Below are 19,466 nucleotides of genomic sequence, written 5' to 3' on the forward strand. Positions count from 1 at the left end.
GCCCTCAGCCTACGTCCGGCTGCCGCCTCACGCGGTGACGATGCGGTGCAGCGACTCGGGTGCGAGGGCGTGCTGGAGGGCGAGGATCCCCGCCCCGATGACCGCGGCGTCCTCCGCGGCCGCGGAATGCACGATCGCGAGGCGCTCTGTGGCCAGCGGCATCGACCGCGTGTAGACCACCTCGCGCACGCCGGCGATGAGGTGCTCGCCCACCCGCGCCATCGAGCCGCCGATCGCGATCACCGACGGGTTGAGCAGGCTCACGCTCGTCGTCAGCACCTCGCCGATGTCGCGGCCGGCCTGGCGCACGGCCTGGATCGCCTCGAGGTTGTTGTGCTTGACCAGGTCGATCACGTCGTCGCCGGAATCGGCGGGGATGCCCTGCGCGCGCAGCACGCGGGCGATCGCCGGTCCGGACGCGAGCGCCTCCAGGCATCCCCGGCTGCCGCAGTGGCACGGCACGTCCGCTCCGCGCGCCACGCGCACGTGCCCGAGGTCGCCGGCCACTCCCTGCGCGCCGCGCAGGAGCTGCCCGCCGGAGATCACGCCCGCCCCGACCCCGGTGGCGACCTTGACGAACATGAGGTGCTCGGCGCCGTTCCACGCGACGGCGCGCTCCCCGAGGGCCATGAGGTTGACGTCGTTGTCGACCAGAGTCGGCGCCGACAGGTGCTGCCGCATCCACCCCGGCACGTCGAAGCGGTCCCACCCCGGCATGATCGGGGGGTTCACCGGCTGCCCGGTGGAGTGCCGCACGGGGCCGGGCACCCCCATCCCGATAGCGGCGAGGTCGCTCTCAGAGCGGCCGGTGCGCTCCAGCAGCGACGTCAGGGCCGCCACCACGGTCGTCAGCACCGGCTCCGGCCCGGATGCGACATCCAACGGCTCGGTGCTCTTGACCAGCACGGCCCCGGTGAGGTCGATGAGCGCCACGGTCGCGTGGGAGGCGCCGAGGTCGACGGCGCCCATGACGCGCCCACCCGGGTTCAGGGCGAACTGCGAGGAGGGGCGTCCGCCCGTGGACGCGGCATCCGCCACCGGGGAGACGAGGCCCAGCCGCATGAGCTCGTCCACCCGCGCCGCCACCGTGGAGCGGGCCAGCCCCGTCGCCTTGGCCAGCTGCGCGCGCGTGCGGGGGACGCCGTCGCGCAGCAGCTGGAACAGCTCGGGGACACCGCCTGAGCCCACCGATGATTGTTCGCTCATGAGTGCCACGAAGTCAGTGAATCACAGCGGCCGCAGCAGTCTGCGCGCGCGTGCGGCACCACGGCCGGCGGTCACGTCCCGCGGGTGTTCGTGCGGGCGAACCGCTGCTGCAGCAGCACGGCGACCACGATGATGAGCCCCTTCGCCACGTTCTGCACCGAGGAGGAGAGGTTGTTCTGCACGAACACGTTCTGCAGCGTCGCAAAGATCAGGACGCCCAGCACGGTGCCCGTGATGGTCCCCCGGCCGCCGGCGAGGAGCGTGCCGCCGACGACGACGGCGGCGATGGCGTCCAGTTCCAGCAGCGTGCCGTGCGTGGAGGTCCCCGAGGTGGTGCGTCCGAGGATCATGATCGCGCCGATGCCGGCGGTCAGCCCCGACAGGGCGTAGAGCCACGTGATGTGCCGCTTGACGTCGATGCCCGCGAGGCGCGCGGCCTCACGGTTACCGCCGATGGCGACCGTGCGACGACCGAACGTCGTGCGGTTGAGCAGGATCCAGCCGCCGAGGGCGACGAGGACGAAGATCCAGATGAGCATGTCCACGCCGAGGAAGTCGGCGTTGAGGGCGGAGACGAACGCCCGGGAGTCGACGATGAGGGTGCGGCGCTCGGCGAGGATCTCCGCGAGACCGCGGGCGGCGACGAGCATCGCGAGGGTCGCCATGAACGCCACGACCTTCCCGTAGGCGATCACGACGCCGTTGATCAGTCCCGCGGCCACCCCGACGGCCAGTGCCACGAGCACCATGACGATCCAGTGCGTGCTGTCGACGAGACCCTGGACGGCACTGAGGGTTGCCACGATCGAGGCGAGCCCGAGGACCGACCCCACCGACAGGTCGATGCCGCCGGAGATGATGACGAACGTCATGCCGATGCTCACGACCCCGATGATCGAGGCCTGCCGGAGGATGACGAGGACGTTGTTGATGCTCGTGAAGGTGTCGCCGGCGGTGATGGTCCCCACCACGAAGAGCACGACGAGGGCCACGATGAGTCCGAGGTTGCGGCCCAGCGAGCCGCGCATGATGCGGCGCAGGAACGGCTCGCGGGAGGCGGGCGGGCCGGAGGGCGGCGGCGATGTCGCTGCCGGGCGGGATGCGGTCTGCTCGCTCACGCGGCAGCTCCTTTCATGACGAGGTCGAGCACGCCGTGCTCGTCGATGCGGGACGCCGGGACGGTCTGGAGCACGCGCCCCTCGGCGACGACGAGCACGGTGTCGGCGAGTCCGAGCACTTCTTCGATCTCACTGGAGACCACGACGATCGCGTTGCCGGCCGCGGCGAGCGCCCGGATGAGCGCGTAGATCTCGGCGCGCGCACCGACGTCGACGCCGCGCGTCGGCTCGTCCAGCAGCAGCACGCGTGTGCCGTGCACGAGCCAGCGGGCGAGGAGGATCTTCTGCTGGTTGCCGCCGGAGAGGGTGGCCGCCGGGCGGTCGGGGTCGGCGGGGCGCAGTTCGAGCGCCTCGATCTGCTCGCGCGCGACCCGGCGCTCGGCGCGCTCGTCCAGGAATCCGGCCCGTGCGTAGCGGCTGAGGGAGGAGAGGGTCACGTTGACGAAGAGCGGCTGGTCCAGGAGCAGCCCCTGGCTCTTGCGCTCTTCCGGCGCCAGCCCGACGCCCGCCTTCACGGCGGCGGTCACCGACCCCGGACGCAGCGTCCGGCCCGCGACCTGCACGCTGCCGGCGGTGGCCCGCCTCGCCCCGTAGACGGTCTCCAGGATCTCCGAGCGGCCGGAGCCGACGAGGCCCGCGAGCCCCACCACCTCCCCCGCGCGCACCGAGAACGACACGTCCTCGAAGACGCCCGCCAGGCCCAACTCGCTCACCTGCAGCACCGTGGGCGCATCCGGCGGTACCGGGACGTGCGGGGGGAAGACGTTCTCCACGGCGCGTCCGGTCATGAGGCGGATGAGTTCGCTCGTCGGCGTATCGGCCACGGGGAGTCCGGACGCGGTGGACCGGCCGTCCTTGAGCACTGTGATGCGGTCGCCGATCTGCCGGATCTCCTCCAGCCGGTGCGTGATGTAGATCACCGCGATGCCCGCGGAGGTCAGCTCCCGCACGACGTGGAAGAGGTTCTTGACCTCTTCGGTGTCGAGCACCGCCGAGGGCTCGTCCATCACGATGAGCCGGATGTCGTGCGACAGCGCGCGCGCCATGCTGACGATCTGCTTGCCGGCGGCGCTGAGCTCGCCGGCCTCGGTGTGCGGCGACATGTTCGCGTGACCGAGCCGGGCCAGCAGCTCCCGCGTGCGGGCGGCTGCGTCGGCACGGCGCGTGAACCCCGCGCGCCCGATCTCATGGCCGAGGAAGACGTTCTCGGCGACCGTCAGGCCGTCGACGATGTCGAGTTCCTGGTACATCGTCGCGATGCCCAGGCGCAGGGCGGCTTCGGGGTCGGGGATCTCGACGTCTTCGCCCTGCCACACGATCGTGCCGTCGTCGGGCCGGTAGACGCCGGCGAGCAGTTTGATGAGGGTGGATTTGCCGGCGCCGTTCTGGCCGAGGATGCAGTGCACCTCCCCGGCACGGACGTCCAGGTCGACCCCTTTCAGCGCGGCGACGCCGGCGAACGACTTCGTCGCCCCCCGGACCTCGAGTAATGCCGATGGGTGGTCATCTTTGATCACGTCGCAGACAATACACGTGCACAGAGGAGAACACGATGCCTCCGCATCCCGGGTCCAGGGCGTGGCCGATCCTCCCCACCCGCAGAGATCCCCGCCAGGTCGCGTTGCGGCACGGCCGACCTGCGACGGCTGACTTATGACGGGTTCCCGGCAAAAGCTGTTCGCCGTCGGGCGCCTCTGCTACCGTGACGCTGTCAGCGCGGCCTACCAGGGGAAGCACCACAGCATCGGCTCGCGGTCCTGACTGCATCGCATTCAAGGAGGAAGTCATGCATTCACTGCGCACTGCGCGCTCGCGCGCACTATTGTTCGGCGGCGCCGCCCTCGCGGCCGTCGCGCTCCTGGCCGGCTGCACCCAGGGTGCCGAGGAGGCCGATGTCGTCGACCAGGGCACCACGAGTGAGGAGAACGCCGAAGAGGGCGACACCGTCACGATCGGTTTCTCCGGACCTGCCGCCGACCACGGATGGCTGGGCGCCATCAACTCCGGTGCGCTGGCGGCGGCGGAGAGTTTCCCCGACGTGGATCTTCAGGTGGCCGAGGGGACCAACGACGTCACGGCGCAGATCGCCGCGGTGGAGACGTTCATCAACGACGGCGTGGACGCGATCGTGCTCCTGCCCAGCGACGGAGCGGCGCTCACCGAAGTGGCCATCAAGGCCATGGAAGCGGGGATCCCGGTCGTCAACGTCGACCGGGAGTTCTCCAGCCCGTTCGCCGCGCGGACGACGGTGCTCGGGGACAACTACGGCATGGGGGTCAGCGCCGGCACCTACATCTGCGAACAGCTCGACGGGAACACCGACGCCGTCGTCGCCGAGATCGCCGGCATCGACTCGCTGCCGTTGACGCAGGACCGCTCGCAGGGGTTCGCGGACGCGCTGGAGGACTGCGGCCTGGAGGTCGGCCCCCGCGTCGCCGCCGACTTCACGGTGCAGGGCGGCGAGAGCGCGGCATCCCAGCTGCTGTCGGCCAACCCGCAGATCGACGCCGTCTGGAACCACGACGACGACCAGGGGATCGGCGTGCTGGCGGCGATCGATTCGGCCGGCCGGGACGAGTTCTTCATGATCGGCGGCGCCGGGTCCCGCAACGCGATGGAAGCCATCGAGGCGGACGACACCGTGCTGAAGGCGACGGTCATCTACCCCTCGACGCAGGCGGCGGACGGCATCGCCCTCGCGCGGCTGATCGCGCAGGGCAAGACGGCGGGCGACCTCATCACCCCGAGCGTGCCGAACCGGGTCGTGCTGGATGCGCCGGTCGTGACGAAGGACAACGTGTCGGAGTTCATCGACCTGGCCTTCGAATCCTGACCCCGTGGGGCGTCCGGTAACCTCGGACGCCCCACCTCAGTCAGTTCCGCTGCCACCCAGACAGGACACCTCTGTGAGCACACCTCTCCGCGTCGCGATGATCGGTCACGGCTTCATGGGAGCCGCCCATTCGCAGGGATGGCGCGTCGCGCCGCGCTTCTTCGATCTGCCGGCGACCGTCGAGATGGCGGTCGTGGTCGGACGCAGCGAGGAGAGCACGCGTGCCGCGGCGCAGAAGTGGGGCTGGGCGGAGGCGGCCACCGACTGGCGCGAGGTGATCGCCCGCGACGACATCGACATCGTCGACATCGTCACCCCCGGCGACTCGCACGCCGAGATCGCCATCGCCGCCCTCGAGGCCGGCACGCACGTGATGTGCGAGAAGCCGCTCGCCAACACCGTCGCGGAGGCGGAGGCGATGACCGCCGCCGCCGAACGCGCCGCCGCCCGGGGAGTCCGCTCCATGGTGGGCTTCACGTATCGCCGCGTGCCGGCGGCGACCTTCGCGCGCGACCTCGTCGCGGCCGGCCGCATCGGCGAGGTCCGTCAGGTGCGGGCGGAGTACCTGCAGGACTGGCTCTCCGACGCCGACGCCCCCCTCACGTGGCGCCTGCAGAAGGAGCGGGCAGGGTCCGGCGCCCTGGGCGACATCGGGGCGCACGCGATCGACCTCACCGAGTTCATCACGGGGGAGCACGTCACCCGCATCTCCGGCGTGCTCGAGACTCTCGTCGCCGAGCGCCCACTGTTGGGCGAGGGCATCGGGCTGTCGGGCACCGCCTCCGCCGAGCGCGGCGCCGTCACCGTCGACGATCTGGCGCTGTTCACCGGGCGACTGGAGAAGGGCGCGCTGGCGTCGTTCGAAGCATCCCGGTTCCGCACCGGACGCAAGAACGCACTCCGCATCGAGATCTCCGGATCCGCCGGTGCCCTCGCCTTCGATCTCGAGCGCATGAACGAGCTGGAGTTCTACGACGCCACAGCGCCGGAGACCGAGCTCGGGTTCCGCCGCATCCTCGTCACCGAGCACGACCACCCCTATCTGTCGGCGTGGTGGCCCACCGGGCACATGCTCGGCTACGAGCACGGGTTCAGCCACCAGGTCGTCGACTTCGTCACCGCGATCGCCGACGGCTCGCAGCCGCACCCCTCGTTCGCCGAAGGCCTGCACGTGCAGCGCGTGCTCGACGCGGTCGAGCAGAGCGCCGCGCAGGGCAGCGCGTGGCTCGACGTCGGCTGATCCACTCCCGTTCCCGCAGCGAAAGGACACCCGCAATGGCGCGACCGATCACCCTTTTCACCGGCCAGTGGGCCGATCTGCCCTTCGAGGAGGTCGCCCGCCTCGCCGGGGAGTGGGGCTATGACGGATTGGAGATCGCCTGCTGGGGCGACCACCTCGACCCGTGGCGCTGGGACGACGACGCCTACGTGCAGGGCAAGCTCGACGTGCTCGAGCGCAACGGCCTGAAGGTGTGGACGATCTCCAACCACCTGAAGGGCCAGGCCGTCTGCGACGATCCCATCGACCAGCGGCACCGCGACATCCTGCCCGACGTGGTGTGGGGCGACGGCGACCCCGAGGGCGTCCGCACGCGCGCGGCGGAGGAGCTCAAGAACACCGCCCGCCTCGCGGCCAAGCTCGGCGTGAAGACCGTCACCGGCTTCACCGGCTCGTCGATCTGGAAGTACGTCGCGATGTTCCCGCCGGCCTCGGCCGAGCTGGTGGACGCCGGCTACCAGGACTTCGCCGACCGGTGGAACCCCATCCTCGACGTCTTCGACGAGGTGGGCGTGCGCTTCGCGCACGAGGTGCACCCCTCCGAGATCGCCTACGACTACTGGACGACGGTGCGGACGCTGGAGGCCATCGGCCACCGGGAGGCCTTCGGGCTGAACTGGGACCCGTCGCACATGGTGTGGCAGGACATCGACCCGGTCGCCTTCCTGTGGGACTTCCAGGACCGCATCTACCACGTGCACTGCAAGGACACGAAGAAGCGCCTGACCAACGGGCGCAACGGGAGGCTGTCGTCGCACCTGGCGTGGGCCGACCCCCGCCGCGGGTGGGATTTCATCTCCACCGGTCACGGCGACGTGCCGTGGGAGGACGCCTTCCGCATGCTGAACGCGATCGGCTACCAGGGGCCGCTGTCGGTCGAGTGGGAGGACGCCGGGATGGATCGGCTCGTCGGGGCCCCGGAGGCGCTCGGCTTCGTGCGGCGGATGTCGTCGTACGAGCCCTCCGGCGCGGCCTTCGACGCGGCGTTCAGCCGGAAATAGACCGGGGGCGCTTCCCCGCGCGTCAGTCGCGCGCGGGGAAGCGGGGGTCCAGCCACGCGAGGAGGTCGGCGCGCACGTCGGCCTGGGCCACCTCGTTGAAGATCTCGTGGCGCGCGCCGGGGTAGACGAGCGTCGTCACGTCGGTGAGCTTCGAGCGGCTGCGGTAGGCGTCGGCGAGGCGGTGCACGCTGCGCGGACCGCCCACGGTGTCGTCACGTCCGACCATCAGGAGCACCGGGATGTCGCGCCCCAGATCGCGTCGCGGAAGCCCGTACAGCCGGACACCCTCGGCCACGCCGAACAGGCGGGCGATCGACGCGGAGGTGGTCAGCGGGTCCTCCAGGAACGCGGCGCCGACGGCGTCGTCCGACGACAGCCACTGCATCCCGTGCCCCTTGGCGCTGCGCCACGGCTTGTTCAGGTCTCCCGCGTTCAACGACCACGGCATCCGCAGCCCCGACCCGCTCAGCACGACGGCGTCGTAGGCGTCGGGGTGGTCGTTCAGCAGGATCTGCGCGAGGAGCGACCCCCACGAGTGCCCGAGGAGGATGAGCGGCAGATCCGGATGCTGCGCGCGGATGCGCTGCGTCAGCATCCACACCGCCTCCACCGCCGCGCGGTGGCCGCCCCGGCCCAGCCGGCCGAGCTTGCGCGCATCGCCGCCGTGCTGGCGCATCCCCGTGCGCCCGTGCCCGCGGTGGTCATCGGCATAGACGGTGTATCCGGCGTCGGTGAGCGCCGCGACGAGGGCGCCGTACCGGCCGGCGTGCTCGCCGACGCCGTGGAGCAGCTGGACGACGGCGCGGGGGTGGGCGGCCTCGGCGACGTCGTAGACGATCGCGACCCCGTGTGCATCGGCGAACTCGGGCATGCGCCGAGTCTAGGGTGGCCCGTCGGCCTTTTCTTAGCAAGGCTAATGAGCTAAGCTAAACAACGGCATGACAGAGTCGAACACTTCTCCCACCGACCTCAGCGCCGCCGCATCCGATGTCCGCATGGCCACCTTCCGGTTGGCCCGCAGACTTCGCGCCGAACGTGCCGTCGACTCCATGAGCGACGGACAGTTCGCGGTGCTCGCGGCCCTCAAGGTGTACGGTCCGCACACCCTCGGCGAGCTCGCCGAGCGCGAGCGCGTCACGGCGCCGTCGATGAACCGCACCGTCAACTGCCTGCAGGAGTCGGGCTTCATCACGCGCACCCCCATGGACGATGATCGCCGCAAGGTGCTCGTGGACCTCACCCCGGCCGGCCGCGACGTCGTCGAGGAGACGGTGCGACGCCGCGACGCGTGGCTGGAGGCGGCACTGGGCGAGCTCACCGACGCCGAGCGCACCGCCCTGGCCGACGCCTCGGCGATCCTGCGGAAGCTGGCCGACCGATGACCGCCATGTTCCGCTCGTTCGCGATCTTCAACTACCGCGTGTGGTTCATCGGCGCGGTCGTGTCGAACATCGGCGCGTGGATGCAGGCCACGGCGCAGAACTGGGTCGTCCTCACCGAGCTCACCGCCAACGACGCGGGCGCCATGGGCATCACGATGGCGCTGCAGTTCGCCCCGCCGCTGCTCCTGGTGAGCGTCACGGGATGGGTCGCCGACCGCTTCGACCGGCGCAAGCTCATCATGGTGACCCAGAGCCTCATGCTCCTGCTCGCCGTCGCGCTGGGCGTGCTCGTGCTCACCGGCGTCATGACCCTTCCGCTCATGTACGTGTTCGCCTTCGCGCTGGGCATCATCACGGCCTTCGACAACCCGGCCCGGCAGGCGTTCGTCTCCGACCTGGTGACGCGGGAGAACGCCTCCAACGCCGTCGCGCTGAACGCCGCGTCGTTCAACACCGCCCGCCTCATCGGCCCCGCCGTGGCCGGCGTCATGATCGTGCTCATCGGCAGCGGCTGGGTGTTCCTCGTCAACGCCACGACGTTCATCGCCATGCTGGTGGCCCTCGCCCTCATGCGACCGCACGAGTTCATCCCCCGCGCCGTGGGATCGGGCCGATCCCGGCTGGCCGACGGCTTCCGCTACGTGGGCGGGCGACCCGACCTGCTGGTGATCTTCTCGATGGTGTTCCTCCTCGGCGCCTTCGGCATGAACTTCCCGATCTTCGCCTCCACGATGGCGCTCGAGTTCGGCCATGGCGCCGACGGGTTCGGCCTGCTCAGCTCGATCCTCGCGATCGGCTCGCTGGCCGGCGCGCTCCTGGCGGCGCGCCGCGACCGGGCGCGCATGCGCGTGGTGATCTTCGCCGTCGGCGGGTTCGGCCTGGCCATGATCGCGTCGTCCCTCGCACCAAGCTACGTGCTCTACGCCGTGACGCTCGTGTTCGTCGGCTTCGCAGCGGTCACGACCCTCACCACGGCCAACGGCTACGTCCAGACGACGACCGACCCGGCGCTGCGCGGGCGCGTGCTGGCGCTGTACATGGCGATCCTCCTGGGCGGGACTCCCGTGGGCGCCCCGATCGTGGGGTGGATGGTCGACGCCTTCGGCACGCGTGTGGCCATCTTCGTCGCGGCGATCATGGCGCTGGTCGCCTGCGGCATCGGCCTCACCTGGACCCTCGCCTCCGGCCGTGTGCGGCGCCACGAGAGCAAGCGCTTCCGCCTGACGCTGGATGAGACCCTCCCCATCACGGTCATCGCACCGGTGCCGGAGGAGTTCAGCGACGAGGTCGCCGGAACGACCCCCATCCCGCTGCCGCACGCGACGAACGCGGCACGCGCGAAGAACCCGCGCGCCGACCGTCCTGATCTCGAGGAATCCCTGGACAGGAAGAACTAGCTAGATAAGCTAGCGAGATGACACCGTCATCTCGCCGCTGGGTGGGGCTCGTCTTCATCAGCATCGCCGTGTCGCTGATCATCGTCGACTCGACGATCGTCAACGTCGCGGTCCCCTCCATCGTCGACGAACTGGGGATCACCTCCACGGAGGTGCAGTGGGTCCAGGAGTCGTACACGCTCGTCTTCGCGTCGCTTCTGCTCGTGTTCGGCAGCCTTGCCGATCGCCTGGGCAGACGCGCGATCATGCTGACCGGCGTCGTGATCTTCGCCGCCGCCTCCGTGGCCGCCGCGCTCGCCCCCGACGGCGGCCTGCTCATCCTCTCGCGGCTGATCCAGGGCGTCGGCGGAGCGATGATCCTGCCCACGACGCTCTCGCTCATCAATGCGACCTTCCGCGGCCGCGAGCGCGGCATCGCCTTCGCGGTGTGGGGCTCGACGATCGGCGGCATGGCGGCGCTGGGGCCGCTGCTGGGCGGGTGGCTGACGACGGCGTTCTCGTGGCGCTGGGCGTTCGGCATCAACATCCCCCTGGGACTGATCATCCTGATCGGGGTGTGGCTGACCGTCGCGGAGTCGCGCGGCGAGCGCACGCAGCGCATCGACGTCGTCGGCGCCGTACTCTCGGTCGTGACGATGGCCTCGCTCGTCTTCGGCCTCATCGAGGGGCGCACCTACGGCTGGTGGCTGACCGAGACCCGGGCGCAGATCGGCGGGTGGGAGTGGCCGTGGGACCTCTCCCCCGTGCCGGTCGCGTTCCTCGTCGCCCTCGTCGGGCTCGTCGCGTTCATCCTGTGGGGCCTGCGGCGCGAGCGCGCGGGCAAGTCGACGCTGCTGGCCTTCCGCCTCTTCACGATCGCCTCGTTCCGCAACGGCAACATCGCCGCGATGGTCGTCTCGCTCGGCGAGTTCGGCATCATCCTCGCGCTCCCCCTGTGGCTCCAGTTCGTACTCGGCCTGGATGCGCTGCAGACCGGCCTCGTCCTCCTCGCCCTGGCCGGCGGATCGTTCGTGGCGAGCGGGATCGCCGGTGCCCTCGCCAACCGGGTCGCACCGGTGTGGATCGTGCGCGTCGGCCTTCTCGCCGAGGTCGTGGGCGTGGCCGGCGTGGCGTTCATGATCGGGCCGGACTCCTCCCCGCTGGCGCTCCTGCCCTTCCTGTTCGTCTACGGTCTCGGCGTGGGGCTGGCCACCGCACAGCTCACCGGCGTCGTCCTGGCCGACGTCCCCGTCGCCGAGAGCGGGCAGGCCTCGGGGACGCAGTCCACGTCGCGTCAGCTCGGCGCAGCCCTCGGAGTGGCGGTGCTGGGCACCGTGCTGTTCAGCAGCACCGCCGGGATCCTGGACACGAAGCTCGCCGACCGCGGCGTGCCCGGCGACCAGCGGGAGCAGACGGTGTCGGCGGTCGTGGACAGCGCCGGCGGCGCCATCGCCGGACTCGAGGCCTCCCCGCAGACGCAGGACATCGCCGATGACGCGAAGGCGGCCTTCTCCGAGGGCACGCGCGCCGCCGCCTTCACCGCCGCCGGTTTCCTGGCGCTCGGCCTGCTGTCGACGCTGTCACTCGGCTCCGCCGCATCCACGCCCCGCGCGGGCCGGCCGGCGGAGGTCGCGGACGGCGCGGCCGCGGCACCGCCTCCTGCCTGACCTCCACGGACGCGGGGTCTTAGCCGCTCGTGGAGGCGCGCACGACGAGCTCGGGGCGGAAGCGGATCGCCGCATCCGCCGCCGGAAGGGCGCCGTTCCCCTGCCGGAGGAGCAGGTCGACCGCGGTGCGGCCGATGAGTTCGGCGGGCTGGCGGACGGAGCTCAGCGGCACGACCGCCGCAGTGGCGAAGTCGATGTCGTCGTAGCCGACCAGGGCGATGTCGTCGGGCACCCGCACCCCGCCGAGGAGCGTGAGCGCCTGCAGCACCCCCACCGCCACGAGGTCGTTCGCCGCGAAGACCGCATCCGGGCGTTCCGGCCGGCCCCGCAGCTCCTCCCCTGCCGCCCGTCCGTGCAGCACGGTCGTACCGGCCGTCTCGTGCACCTCGAGCGTCGCGCCGGGGGCGTTCCCGACCGCCCGGCGCGCGCCGGCGAGACGATCCGCCACCTGCCGCGTGGTCAGCGGTCCGCCGACGAACGCGATGCGGCGACGGCCCAGCCCGAGCAGGTGCGTAGTGGCGAGATACCCGCCCTCCTCGTCGTCCACGGCGACCGAGGCGAACCCCGAGCCGGCCGCCTCACGATCGACGAGGGCGACCGGGATGCCGGATGCGGCGAGCCGCTCGAGGGCGGCGAGGTCATCGGAGGCGGGCGAGACGAGAACGCCGTTGACCCGCTGTTCCCGGAAGAGATCGAGGTACGCGTCCTCACGGGCACGATCCTGCTCGCTGCTGCCCAGGAGCACGACGAGCCCTTCCTCGGCGGCGCGCTGCTCGGCGCCTCGCGCGACGGCGGCGAAGAACGGGTTGCCGATGTCGAGCACGACCAGTCCGATGCCACGGCTTCGCCCCGCCCGCAGCTGTCGCGCGGCGTCGTTGCGGACATAGCCGAGCTCCGCGATCGCGGCACGGACGCGCGCGACGACGTCGGGCGTCACGTTGGCGCGATCGTTCAGGACATTCGAGACCGTTCCGACCGAGACGCCCGCGCGCGCGGCTACCTCGCGGATCGTGACAGCCATGCGCGCGCGTCCCCTCTGCGAATTCGCTCGACTGTATCGCACTGCCACCGCCGGATTGACGTCGCCCGGTCGCTGCTCTATTGTGCTGTGAAACGATTCACTGCCCGCATCCGGCGCGCCCGGCCTCAACGAAGAGACACCACCCATGCCCCACCCCGCCGGCCCCTCCCGCGTGTGCTTCACCCTCCAGGTGCGTCCCGACAGACTCGACGAATACCTGGCCCGTCACGCCGCCGTCTGGCCGGAGATGCTCGCCGAGATCGCCGCCGCCGGCCGGCGAAACTACTCGCTGTTCCTCGGCGACGGCGGCCGTCTCATCGGGTACTACGAGACCGATGACGACGCGGCCGCGCAGGCCTACCTCGCCGCGTCCGAGGTCGCCGCGCGGTGGGAGGCCGACATGGCTCCGTTCTTCATCGACCTCGACGGACGCCCCGACCAGGCCGCGACCGCCCTCCCCGAGGTCTTCCACCTGGAAAACCAGCTCACCCGCGCCATCCGCCTGACCCCCCACACCGACACCGACACCGAAAGCGACGACGCATGACGACTCTCTCCCCCGAGATCCTGGGGACCCTGGAAGGGCAGGCCATCGAGCTGCCCTCGTGGGCCTTCGGCAACTCCGGCACGCGGTTCCGCGTGTTCCCCACCCCGGGCACACCGCGCGACCCCCGCGAGAAGATCGCCGACGCCGCGCAGGTCCACGCCTTCACCGCGCTGGCCCCGAGCGTCGCGCTGCACATCCCGTGGGACAAGGTCGAGGACTACGGCGCCCTCCGCTCCTACGCCGAAGACCTCGGCGTGCGGCTGGGCACCGTCAACTCCAACACCTTCCAGGACGAGGACTACAAGTTCGGCGCCCTGACCCACCACGATGAGCGCATCCGCCGCAAGGCCATCGACCATCACCTCGAGTGCATCGACATCATGCACGAGACCGGCTCCCGCGACCTGAAGATCTGGCTGGCCGAGGGGTCGAACTACCCCGGCCAGAACGACATGCGCGCGCGTCAGGACCGCCTGCAGGACTCCCTCCAGCAGATCTACGCGCGCCTGGGTGAAGACCAGCGGCTCGTCCTGGAGTACAAGTTCTTCGAGCCGTCGTTCTACCACACCGACGTGCCCGACTGGGGGACCTCGTACGCCCAGGTGGCCGCCCTCGGCGACAAGGCGATGGTGTGCCTGGACACCGGCCACCACGCCCCCGGCACCAACATCGAGTTCATCGTCATGCAGTTGCTGCGCCTGGGCAAGCTCGGCTCGTTCGACTTCAATTCGCGCTTCTACGCCGACGACGACCTCATCGTGGGCGCCGCCGACCCGTTCCAGCTGTTCCGCATCCTCGTGGAGGTCGTGCGCGGCGGCGGACTGAACAACCCCGACGTGGCCTTCATGCTCGACCAGTGCCACAACATCGAGGACAAGATCCCGGGGCAGATCCGCTCCGTCCTGAACGTGCAGGAGATGACCGCCCGGGCGCTCATCCTCGACCGCGAGGCCCTGGATGCCGCGCAGCAGGCCAACGACGTGCTCGGAGCGCACGCGGTGTTCATGGACGCCTTCTCGACCGACGTCCGCCCGGCCCTTGCGCAGTGGCGGGAGTCGCGCGGACTCCCGGCCGACCCGATGGCCGCCTACGCAGCGTCCGGATACCAGCAGAAGATCGCCGAAGAACGCGTGGGCGGCGCCCAGGCGGGGTGGGGAGCATGAACATGGGCAACCGACGTCCATTGACCGCATGGAAGGCGACCATCGCCGTCGCCATGTCCAACTACATCGAGGCCGGGGCGATCATCGCGCTGGCGACGAGCCTGTCGCTGTGGCAGGAGGCGTTCGGATTCGACGACGGCGTCGTCGGTATCGTCGCCGCCCTCTCGGCGAACGCCTTCGGTGCGGCGATCGGCGCCGCCATCGGCGGTCCCCTGTGCGACCGCCTGGGCCGGAAGTTCATCTACACCTACGACCTCATCGTCTTCATGATCGGCGCACTGGTCGTCGCCTTCTCCGGCAACGTCGTGATGCTCTTGATCGGCGTCATCCTGATGGGCATCGCCGTGGGTGCCGGAGTGCCCGCATCCTGGACCTACATCGCGGAGGAGGCGCCGGACGAGCACCGCGCAGCCCACGTGGGCACCGCGCAGCTGGCGTGGTCGATCGGCCCGGCGATCGGGTTCCTGCTCGCCGTGATCGTCGGCCCGCTGGGCCTGTGGGGCTCACGCATCATCTTCCTGCACCTGTTCGTCATCGCCGCGATCACGTGGTGGGTGCGCCGGGGCCTCCCGGAGTCGCGCCGCTGGAAGGAGCAGCGCGAGTACGAGCGCGCGGGCGGCGAGAAGATCTCGTTCTTCTCCGGCATCGCGGGCCTGCTGCGCGACCGCCGCAACTACGGCGCGCTGCTGTTCCTGCTCGGCGTCTACGGGCTGTGGAACACCGTCGCCGGACAGGCGGGCATCTTCCAGCCGCGGGTCTACGCGGCCGCCGGCCTCGAGGACGCCACGCAGCAGAACCTCCTGCAGGTGCTGGTGTGGTCGCTGACCGCCCTGGCCACGTGGGCCGGGTTCATGCGGTACGGCGACCGGGTCAGCCGCCGCTGGCTGTACTTCGGCGGCGCCGCTCTCGGGGTGGTCGCGTGGGCCGTACTCATCTACGCCCCGCCCGGACTGTTCTCGCTGCTGTTCTTCGCCGTGGCGTGGGGTATCTCGGCCGGTGTCGGAGCGCAGGCGTTCTACGGACTGTGGACGGCCGAACTCTTCGCCACCCGATACCGTGCCAGCGCACAGGGCATGCTGTTCATGCTGGCGCGTGTCATGGTCGGCGTGCTGAGCCTGGTCTTCCCGTTGCTCCTCACCCAGCTCGGCCTGCCGGGCCTGGGCGTGATCATCCTCGGTCTCCTGGTCGCCGCCCTGCTGATCGGCACCATCTGGGCTCCGTCCACCGAGGGCAAGTCGCTCGAGGAGATCGAACGCGAACGCTACGGTGAGCGCGTCCCGCTCTCCGCCGAGGTGCCCGGCAATCTCTGAATCCCGCATCCTCCCCGAAGGAACATCGATATGACCAACCCCACCGCCGCATCCCTCATCGCCCGCAGCAATCGCCTGGGCGCCGACCCTAAGAACACCAACTACGCCGGCGGGAACACCTCCGCCAAGGGCACCGACACCGACCCGGTCACCGGCGAGCCCGTCGAGCTGCTGTGGGTGAAGGGCTCCGGCGGCGACCTCGGCACGCTCACGGAGAAGGGGCTCGCCGTCCTCCGTCTGGACCGCATGCGCGCGCTCGTGGACGTCTACCCCGGGATCGAGCGCGAGGACGAGATGGTCGCGGCGTTCGACTACTGCCTGCACGGCAAGGGCGGCGCGGCTCCCTCGATCGACACCGCGATGCACGGCCTGGTGGATGCGGCGCACGTGGACCACCTGCATCCCGATGCCGGCATCGCCATCGCGACGGCCGCCGACGGCGAAGAGCTGACCGCCAAGATCTTCGGAGAGAAGGTCGTGTGGGTGCCGTGGCGGCGGCCCGGCTTCCAGCTGGGGCTCGACATCGCCGCGATCAAGGAGCAGAACCCGGAGGCGGTCGGCTGCATCCTCGGCGGGCACGGCATCACCGCGTGGGGCGACACGTCGGATGAGGCCGAGGCGAACTCGCTGTGGATCATCCAGACGGCGCAGGCCTACATCGACGAGCACGGCGCGGCCGAGCCCTTCGGCGGCGTGCGCGCCGGTTTCGAGGCGCTCCCGGAGGCCGAGCGGCGCGCGAAGGCGGCGGCGCTGGCCCCCACCATCCGGGGCCTGGCCTCCACCGACAAGCCGATGGTCGGGCACTTCACCGACTCCGACGACGTGCTGGAGTTCCTCGCCCGGGAGAAGGCCCCTCACCTCGCGGAGCTGGGCACGAGCTGCCCCGACCACTTCCTGCGCACCAAGGTCAAGCCGATGCTGCTCGACCTGCCCGCCGACGCGTCGGTGGAGGACGCCATCGCGCGGCTCAAGGAGCTGCACGCGCAGTACCGCGCCGACTACCAGGCGTACTACGACGCGCACGCGGATGCGGACTCGCCGGCCATGCGCGGCGCCGACCCGCTCATCGTGCTGATCCCGGGCGTGGGCATGTTCTCCTACGGCGCGAACAAGCAGACCGCGCGCGTGGCCGGGGAGTTCTACGTCAACGCGATCCACGTGATGCGCGGCGCGGAAGCCCTGTCCACCTACACCCCGATCTCCGATGCGGAGAAGTTCCGCATCGAGTACTGGGCGCTGGAGGAGGCCAAGCTCCAGCGGATGCCGAAGCCGAAGTCGCACCAGGGCCGCATCGCCTTCGTCACCGGCGCCGCATCCGGCATCGGCAAGGCGATCGCGACGCGCCTGGCGGCCGAGGGCGCGTGCGTCGTCGTCGCCGATCTCGACCTGGAGAAGGCGCAGGCGGCGGCGGCCGAGCTCGGGAACACGGACGTCGCGATCGGCATCGCGGCCAACGTCGCCGACGCCGACGCGGTGCAGGCCGCGATCGACGCGACGCTGCTGGCGTTCGGCGGCATCGACCTCGTCGTGAACAACGCGGGGCTCTCGCTGTCGAAGCCGCTGCTGGAGACCACCGAGAAGGACTGGGACCTGCAGCACGACGTGATGGCCAAGGGCTCGTTCTTCGTGTCGAAGGCGGCCGCTCAGGCGCTCATCGAGCAGCGCATGGGCGGGGACATCGTCTACATCTCCTCGAAGAACTCCGTCTTCGCCGGGCCGAACAACATCGCATACTCGGCCACCAAGGCCGACCAGGCCCACCAGGTGCGCCTGCTCGCGGTCGAACTCGGCGAGCACGGCGTGCGTGTGAACGGCATCAACCCCGACGGCGTCGTCCGCGGCTCGGGCATCTTCGCCTCGGGCTGGGGCGCCAACCGCGCCGCGACGTACGGCGTGAAGGAAGAGGACCTCGGCCAGTTCTACGCCAACCGCACGATCCTCAAGCGCGAGGTCGTCCCCGAGAACGTCGCCGACGCGGTGTACGTCCTCACCGGGCCGGAGCTGTCCCGCACGACAGGCCTGCACGTGCCGGTGGACTCCGGCGTCGCGGCCGCGTTCCTGCGATGACCACCCCCGGGTCGGCCGCGTCGGGCGCGGTCGCCGCGGTCGACCTCGGGGCCACGAGCGGCCGCGTCATGATCGGGCGGGTCGGGCCGGGGCTGCTCGCCCTCGAGCCGGTCGCCCGGTTCGCCAACGGGCCCGTCGAGCGCGGCGACGGCTGGCACTGGGACTTCGATGCGCTGTTCGGTCACGTCGTGACGGGCCTGGCGGATGCCGTGGCGGCCGAGCCCGGCGTGGCCGGCATCGGGATCGACTCGTGGGCGGTGGACTACGGCCTGCTGCGGGACGGCGCGCTCCTGGCCGAGCCGTTCCACTACCGGGATGAGCGCACGGCCGAGGGCGTCGCATCCGTCCACGCCCGGGTGCCCTTCGCCGACCTCTACCAGCGCAACGGCCTGCAGCACCTGCCGTTCAACACGCTGTACCAGTTCGCCGCCGAGGCACGCCTGGACGAGGCGGAGACGGCGCTGCTCATCCCCGACCTCGTCGCGCACCTCCTCACCGGTGAGCGGATCGCCGAGCGCACGAACGCGTCCACGACGGGCCTGCTCGACGTGCGCACCGGCGAGTGGGACCTCCCGCTCGCCGAACGCCTCGGCATCCCCGCGCACATCCTTCCGCCGCTGGTCGACCCGGGCACGCGCGTCGGGGCTCTCACCCCGGCTGTGGCGCGCCGCATCGGCGCTCCCCTGGAGGTCGTGACCGTCGGCTCGCACGACACCGCCTCGGCGGTGGTCGCGGTGCCCCTGTCGTCGCCGAACGCGGCGTACATCTCGTGCGGCACGTGGGGACTCGTCGGCCTCGAGCTGGACGCCCCCATCGTGACGGACGCCGCCCGCGAGGCGAACTTCACGAACGAGCTCGGCGTGGACGGACGCGTGCGGTTCCTGCACAACGTGACGGGGCTGTGGCTGATCAGCGAAACGGTCCGCGCGTGGGAGCAGGAGGACGGGGCGCCGGTGAACCTGCCGGATCTCCTCGCCGCGGCGGCGCGGACGGATGCGCCCGCCGTGGTCTTCGACGCGAACGATCCGTCGCTGTCGGCCCCGGGCGACATGCCGGGCCGGATCGCGGCCGTGCTGCGCGCGGCCGGAGGCGCGGTGCCCGAGGGCAGGGCCGCGTTCGCCCGGGTGATCGTGGAGAGCATCGCGGCCGCCTTCGCCGACGCCGTGCGGACGGCGGGGTACCTGGCCGACCGCGAGGTCGACAGCATCCACATCGTCGGCGGCGGCGCCCTCAACGAGCTGCTGTGCCAGGCCACCGCCGACCGCTCCGGGCTGCCGGTCCTCGCCGGGCCGGTGGAGGCCACCGCGCTGGGCAATGTGCTCGTCCAGGCCCGCGCCCACGGGTGGTTCGGCACGGATGCTCCGCTGGAGACGCTGCGCGCCGCCGTCGCCGCCGCCTTCCGTCCGCGCCGGCACACCCCCCGCTGAGCCGACGGCGCACCCCTGCGCCGAGGTGCCTCCCGCGTCCGCGCCCCGCTTCCCGCGCCTGTTCCGTGC

16 protein-coding genes are annotated in these 19,466 nt (G+C 71.0%); 11 read left to right on the top strand and 5 right to left on the bottom strand.

Features of this window, described 5'->3' with window-relative positions:
* Positions 1-27: 27 nt before the first annotated feature.
* The 3 genes from E4K62_RS16440 to E4K62_RS16450 all read right to left on the bottom strand — a co-directional run bounded on the left by E4K62_RS16440 (position 28) and on the right by E4K62_RS16450 (position 3,841).
* Positions 28-1,206 carry an ROK family transcriptional regulator gene (locus tag E4K62_RS16440; protein WP_135069484.1) on the bottom strand — a complete coding sequence of 393 codons (1,179 nt, stop codon included), beginning with the start codon at positions 1,204-1,206 and terminating at the stop codon, positions 28-30.
* A gap of 71 nt (positions 1,207-1,277) precedes the next feature.
* Positions 1,278-2,324 (bottom strand): ABC transporter permease, encoded by a 1,047-nt coding sequence (locus tag E4K62_RS16445; RefSeq protein WP_374108116.1) that lies wholly within the window; start codon positions 2,322-2,324, stop codon positions 1,278-1,280.
* Complete coding sequence (locus E4K62_RS16450) at positions 2,321-3,841, bottom strand: sugar ABC transporter ATP-binding protein (RefSeq protein ID WP_240742733.1); 1,521 nt, start codon at positions 3,839-3,841, stop codon at positions 2,321-2,323. The genes E4K62_RS16445 and E4K62_RS16450 overlap by 4 nt, the downstream gene beginning before the upstream one ends.
* A gap of 269 nt (positions 3,842-4,110) precedes the next feature.
* On the opposite strand from E4K62_RS16450, the gene E4K62_RS16455 reads away from it, so the two are divergent.
* From E4K62_RS16455 to E4K62_RS16465, 3 genes are all read left to right on the top strand, one after another.
* Positions 4,111-5,157, top strand: coding sequence for a substrate-binding domain-containing protein (locus E4K62_RS16455; RefSeq protein WP_135069487.1), 1,047 nt, complete (start codon positions 4,111-4,113; stop codon positions 5,155-5,157).
* 97 nt (positions 5,158-5,254) lie between these two features.
* Positions 5,255-6,397 (top strand): Gfo/Idh/MocA family protein, encoded by a 1,143-nt coding sequence (locus E4K62_RS16460; RefSeq protein ID WP_135071518.1) that lies wholly within the window; start codon positions 5,255-5,257, stop codon positions 6,395-6,397.
* Positions 6,398-6,432: 35 nt separating this feature from the next.
* Positions 6,433-7,437, top strand: a complete 1,005-nt coding sequence (locus tag E4K62_RS16465) for a sugar phosphate isomerase/epimerase family protein (RefSeq protein WP_135069490.1) — start codon at positions 6,433-6,435, stop codon at positions 7,435-7,437.
* A 22-nt stretch (positions 7,438-7,459) separates the two neighbouring features.
* On the opposite strand, the gene E4K62_RS16470 is transcribed toward E4K62_RS16465, so the two are convergent.
* The gene (locus E4K62_RS16470; protein ID WP_135069493.1) at positions 7,460-8,308 is read right to left on the bottom strand and encodes an alpha/beta fold hydrolase; all 849 of its coding nucleotides are present in this window, start codon (positions 8,306-8,308) and stop codon (positions 7,460-7,462) included.
* 67 nt (positions 8,309-8,375) lie between these two features.
* Between E4K62_RS16470 and E4K62_RS16475 the strand changes: the two genes are divergently transcribed.
* The 3 genes from E4K62_RS16475 to E4K62_RS16485 are packed head-to-tail and all read left to right on the top strand — an operon-like array spanning position 8,376 to position 11,862.
* Entirely contained in the window at positions 8,376-8,819 is a 444-nt protein-coding gene (locus tag E4K62_RS16475) for a MarR family winged helix-turn-helix transcriptional regulator (protein ID WP_240742734.1), read from the top strand.
* Positions 8,820-8,824: 5 nt separating this feature from the next.
* A complete protein-coding gene (locus E4K62_RS16480; protein WP_167747857.1) occupies positions 8,825-10,216 on the top strand; it encodes an MFS transporter in 1,392 nt (463 codons plus the stop codon).
* Positions 10,217-10,233: 17 nt separating this feature from the next.
* Entirely contained in the window at positions 10,234-11,862 is a 1,629-nt protein-coding gene (locus E4K62_RS16485) for a DHA2 family efflux MFS transporter permease subunit (protein WP_135069499.1), read from the top strand.
* A gap of 19 nt (positions 11,863-11,881) precedes the next feature.
* Here the strand turns inward: E4K62_RS16485 and E4K62_RS16490 are convergent, their stop codons facing one another.
* Positions 11,882-12,883 carry a LacI family DNA-binding transcriptional regulator gene (locus E4K62_RS16490; protein WP_135069502.1) on the bottom strand — a complete coding sequence of 334 codons (1,002 nt, stop codon included), beginning with the start codon at positions 12,881-12,883 and terminating at the stop codon, positions 11,882-11,884.
* Between the two features lie 145 nt (positions 12,884-13,028).
* On the opposite strand from E4K62_RS16490, the gene E4K62_RS16495 reads away from it, so the two are divergent.
* From E4K62_RS16495 to E4K62_RS16515, 5 genes are read left to right on the top strand one after another with little or no spacing between them, the layout of a single operon-like run.
* Positions 13,029-13,430 (top strand): L-rhamnose mutarotase, encoded by a 402-nt coding sequence (locus E4K62_RS16495; RefSeq protein ID WP_135069505.1) that lies wholly within the window; start codon positions 13,029-13,031, stop codon positions 13,428-13,430.
* Positions 13,427-14,593, top strand: coding sequence for an L-rhamnose isomerase (rhaI, locus tag E4K62_RS16500; protein WP_135069508.1), 1,167 nt, complete (start codon positions 13,427-13,429; stop codon positions 14,591-14,593). The genes E4K62_RS16495 and rhaI overlap by 4 nt, the downstream gene beginning before the upstream one ends.
* A gap of 2 nt (positions 14,594-14,595) precedes the next feature.
* On the top strand, positions 14,596-15,903 hold the full coding sequence (locus E4K62_RS16505; protein ID WP_205805810.1) for an MFS transporter: 1,308 nt from the start codon (positions 14,596-14,598) through the stop codon (positions 15,901-15,903).
* Between the two features lie 30 nt (positions 15,904-15,933).
* Positions 15,934-17,970 carry a bifunctional aldolase/short-chain dehydrogenase gene (locus E4K62_RS16510; protein ID WP_135069512.1) on the top strand — a complete coding sequence of 679 codons (2,037 nt, stop codon included), beginning with the start codon at positions 15,934-15,936 and terminating at the stop codon, positions 17,968-17,970.
* Complete coding sequence (locus E4K62_RS16515; RefSeq protein ID WP_135069515.1) at positions 17,967-19,397, top strand: rhamnulokinase; 1,431 nt, start codon at positions 17,967-17,969, stop codon at positions 19,395-19,397. Before E4K62_RS16510 ends, E4K62_RS16515 begins: the two co-directional genes overlap by 4 nt.
* The last annotated feature ends 69 nt before the right edge of the window (positions 19,398-19,466 follow it).

The sequence above is a fragment of the Microbacterium wangchenii genome, assembly GCF_004564355.1.
In the GTDB taxonomy this organism is placed as follows: Bacteria; Actinomycetota; Actinomycetes; order Actinomycetales; family Microbacteriaceae; genus Microbacterium; species Microbacterium wangchenii.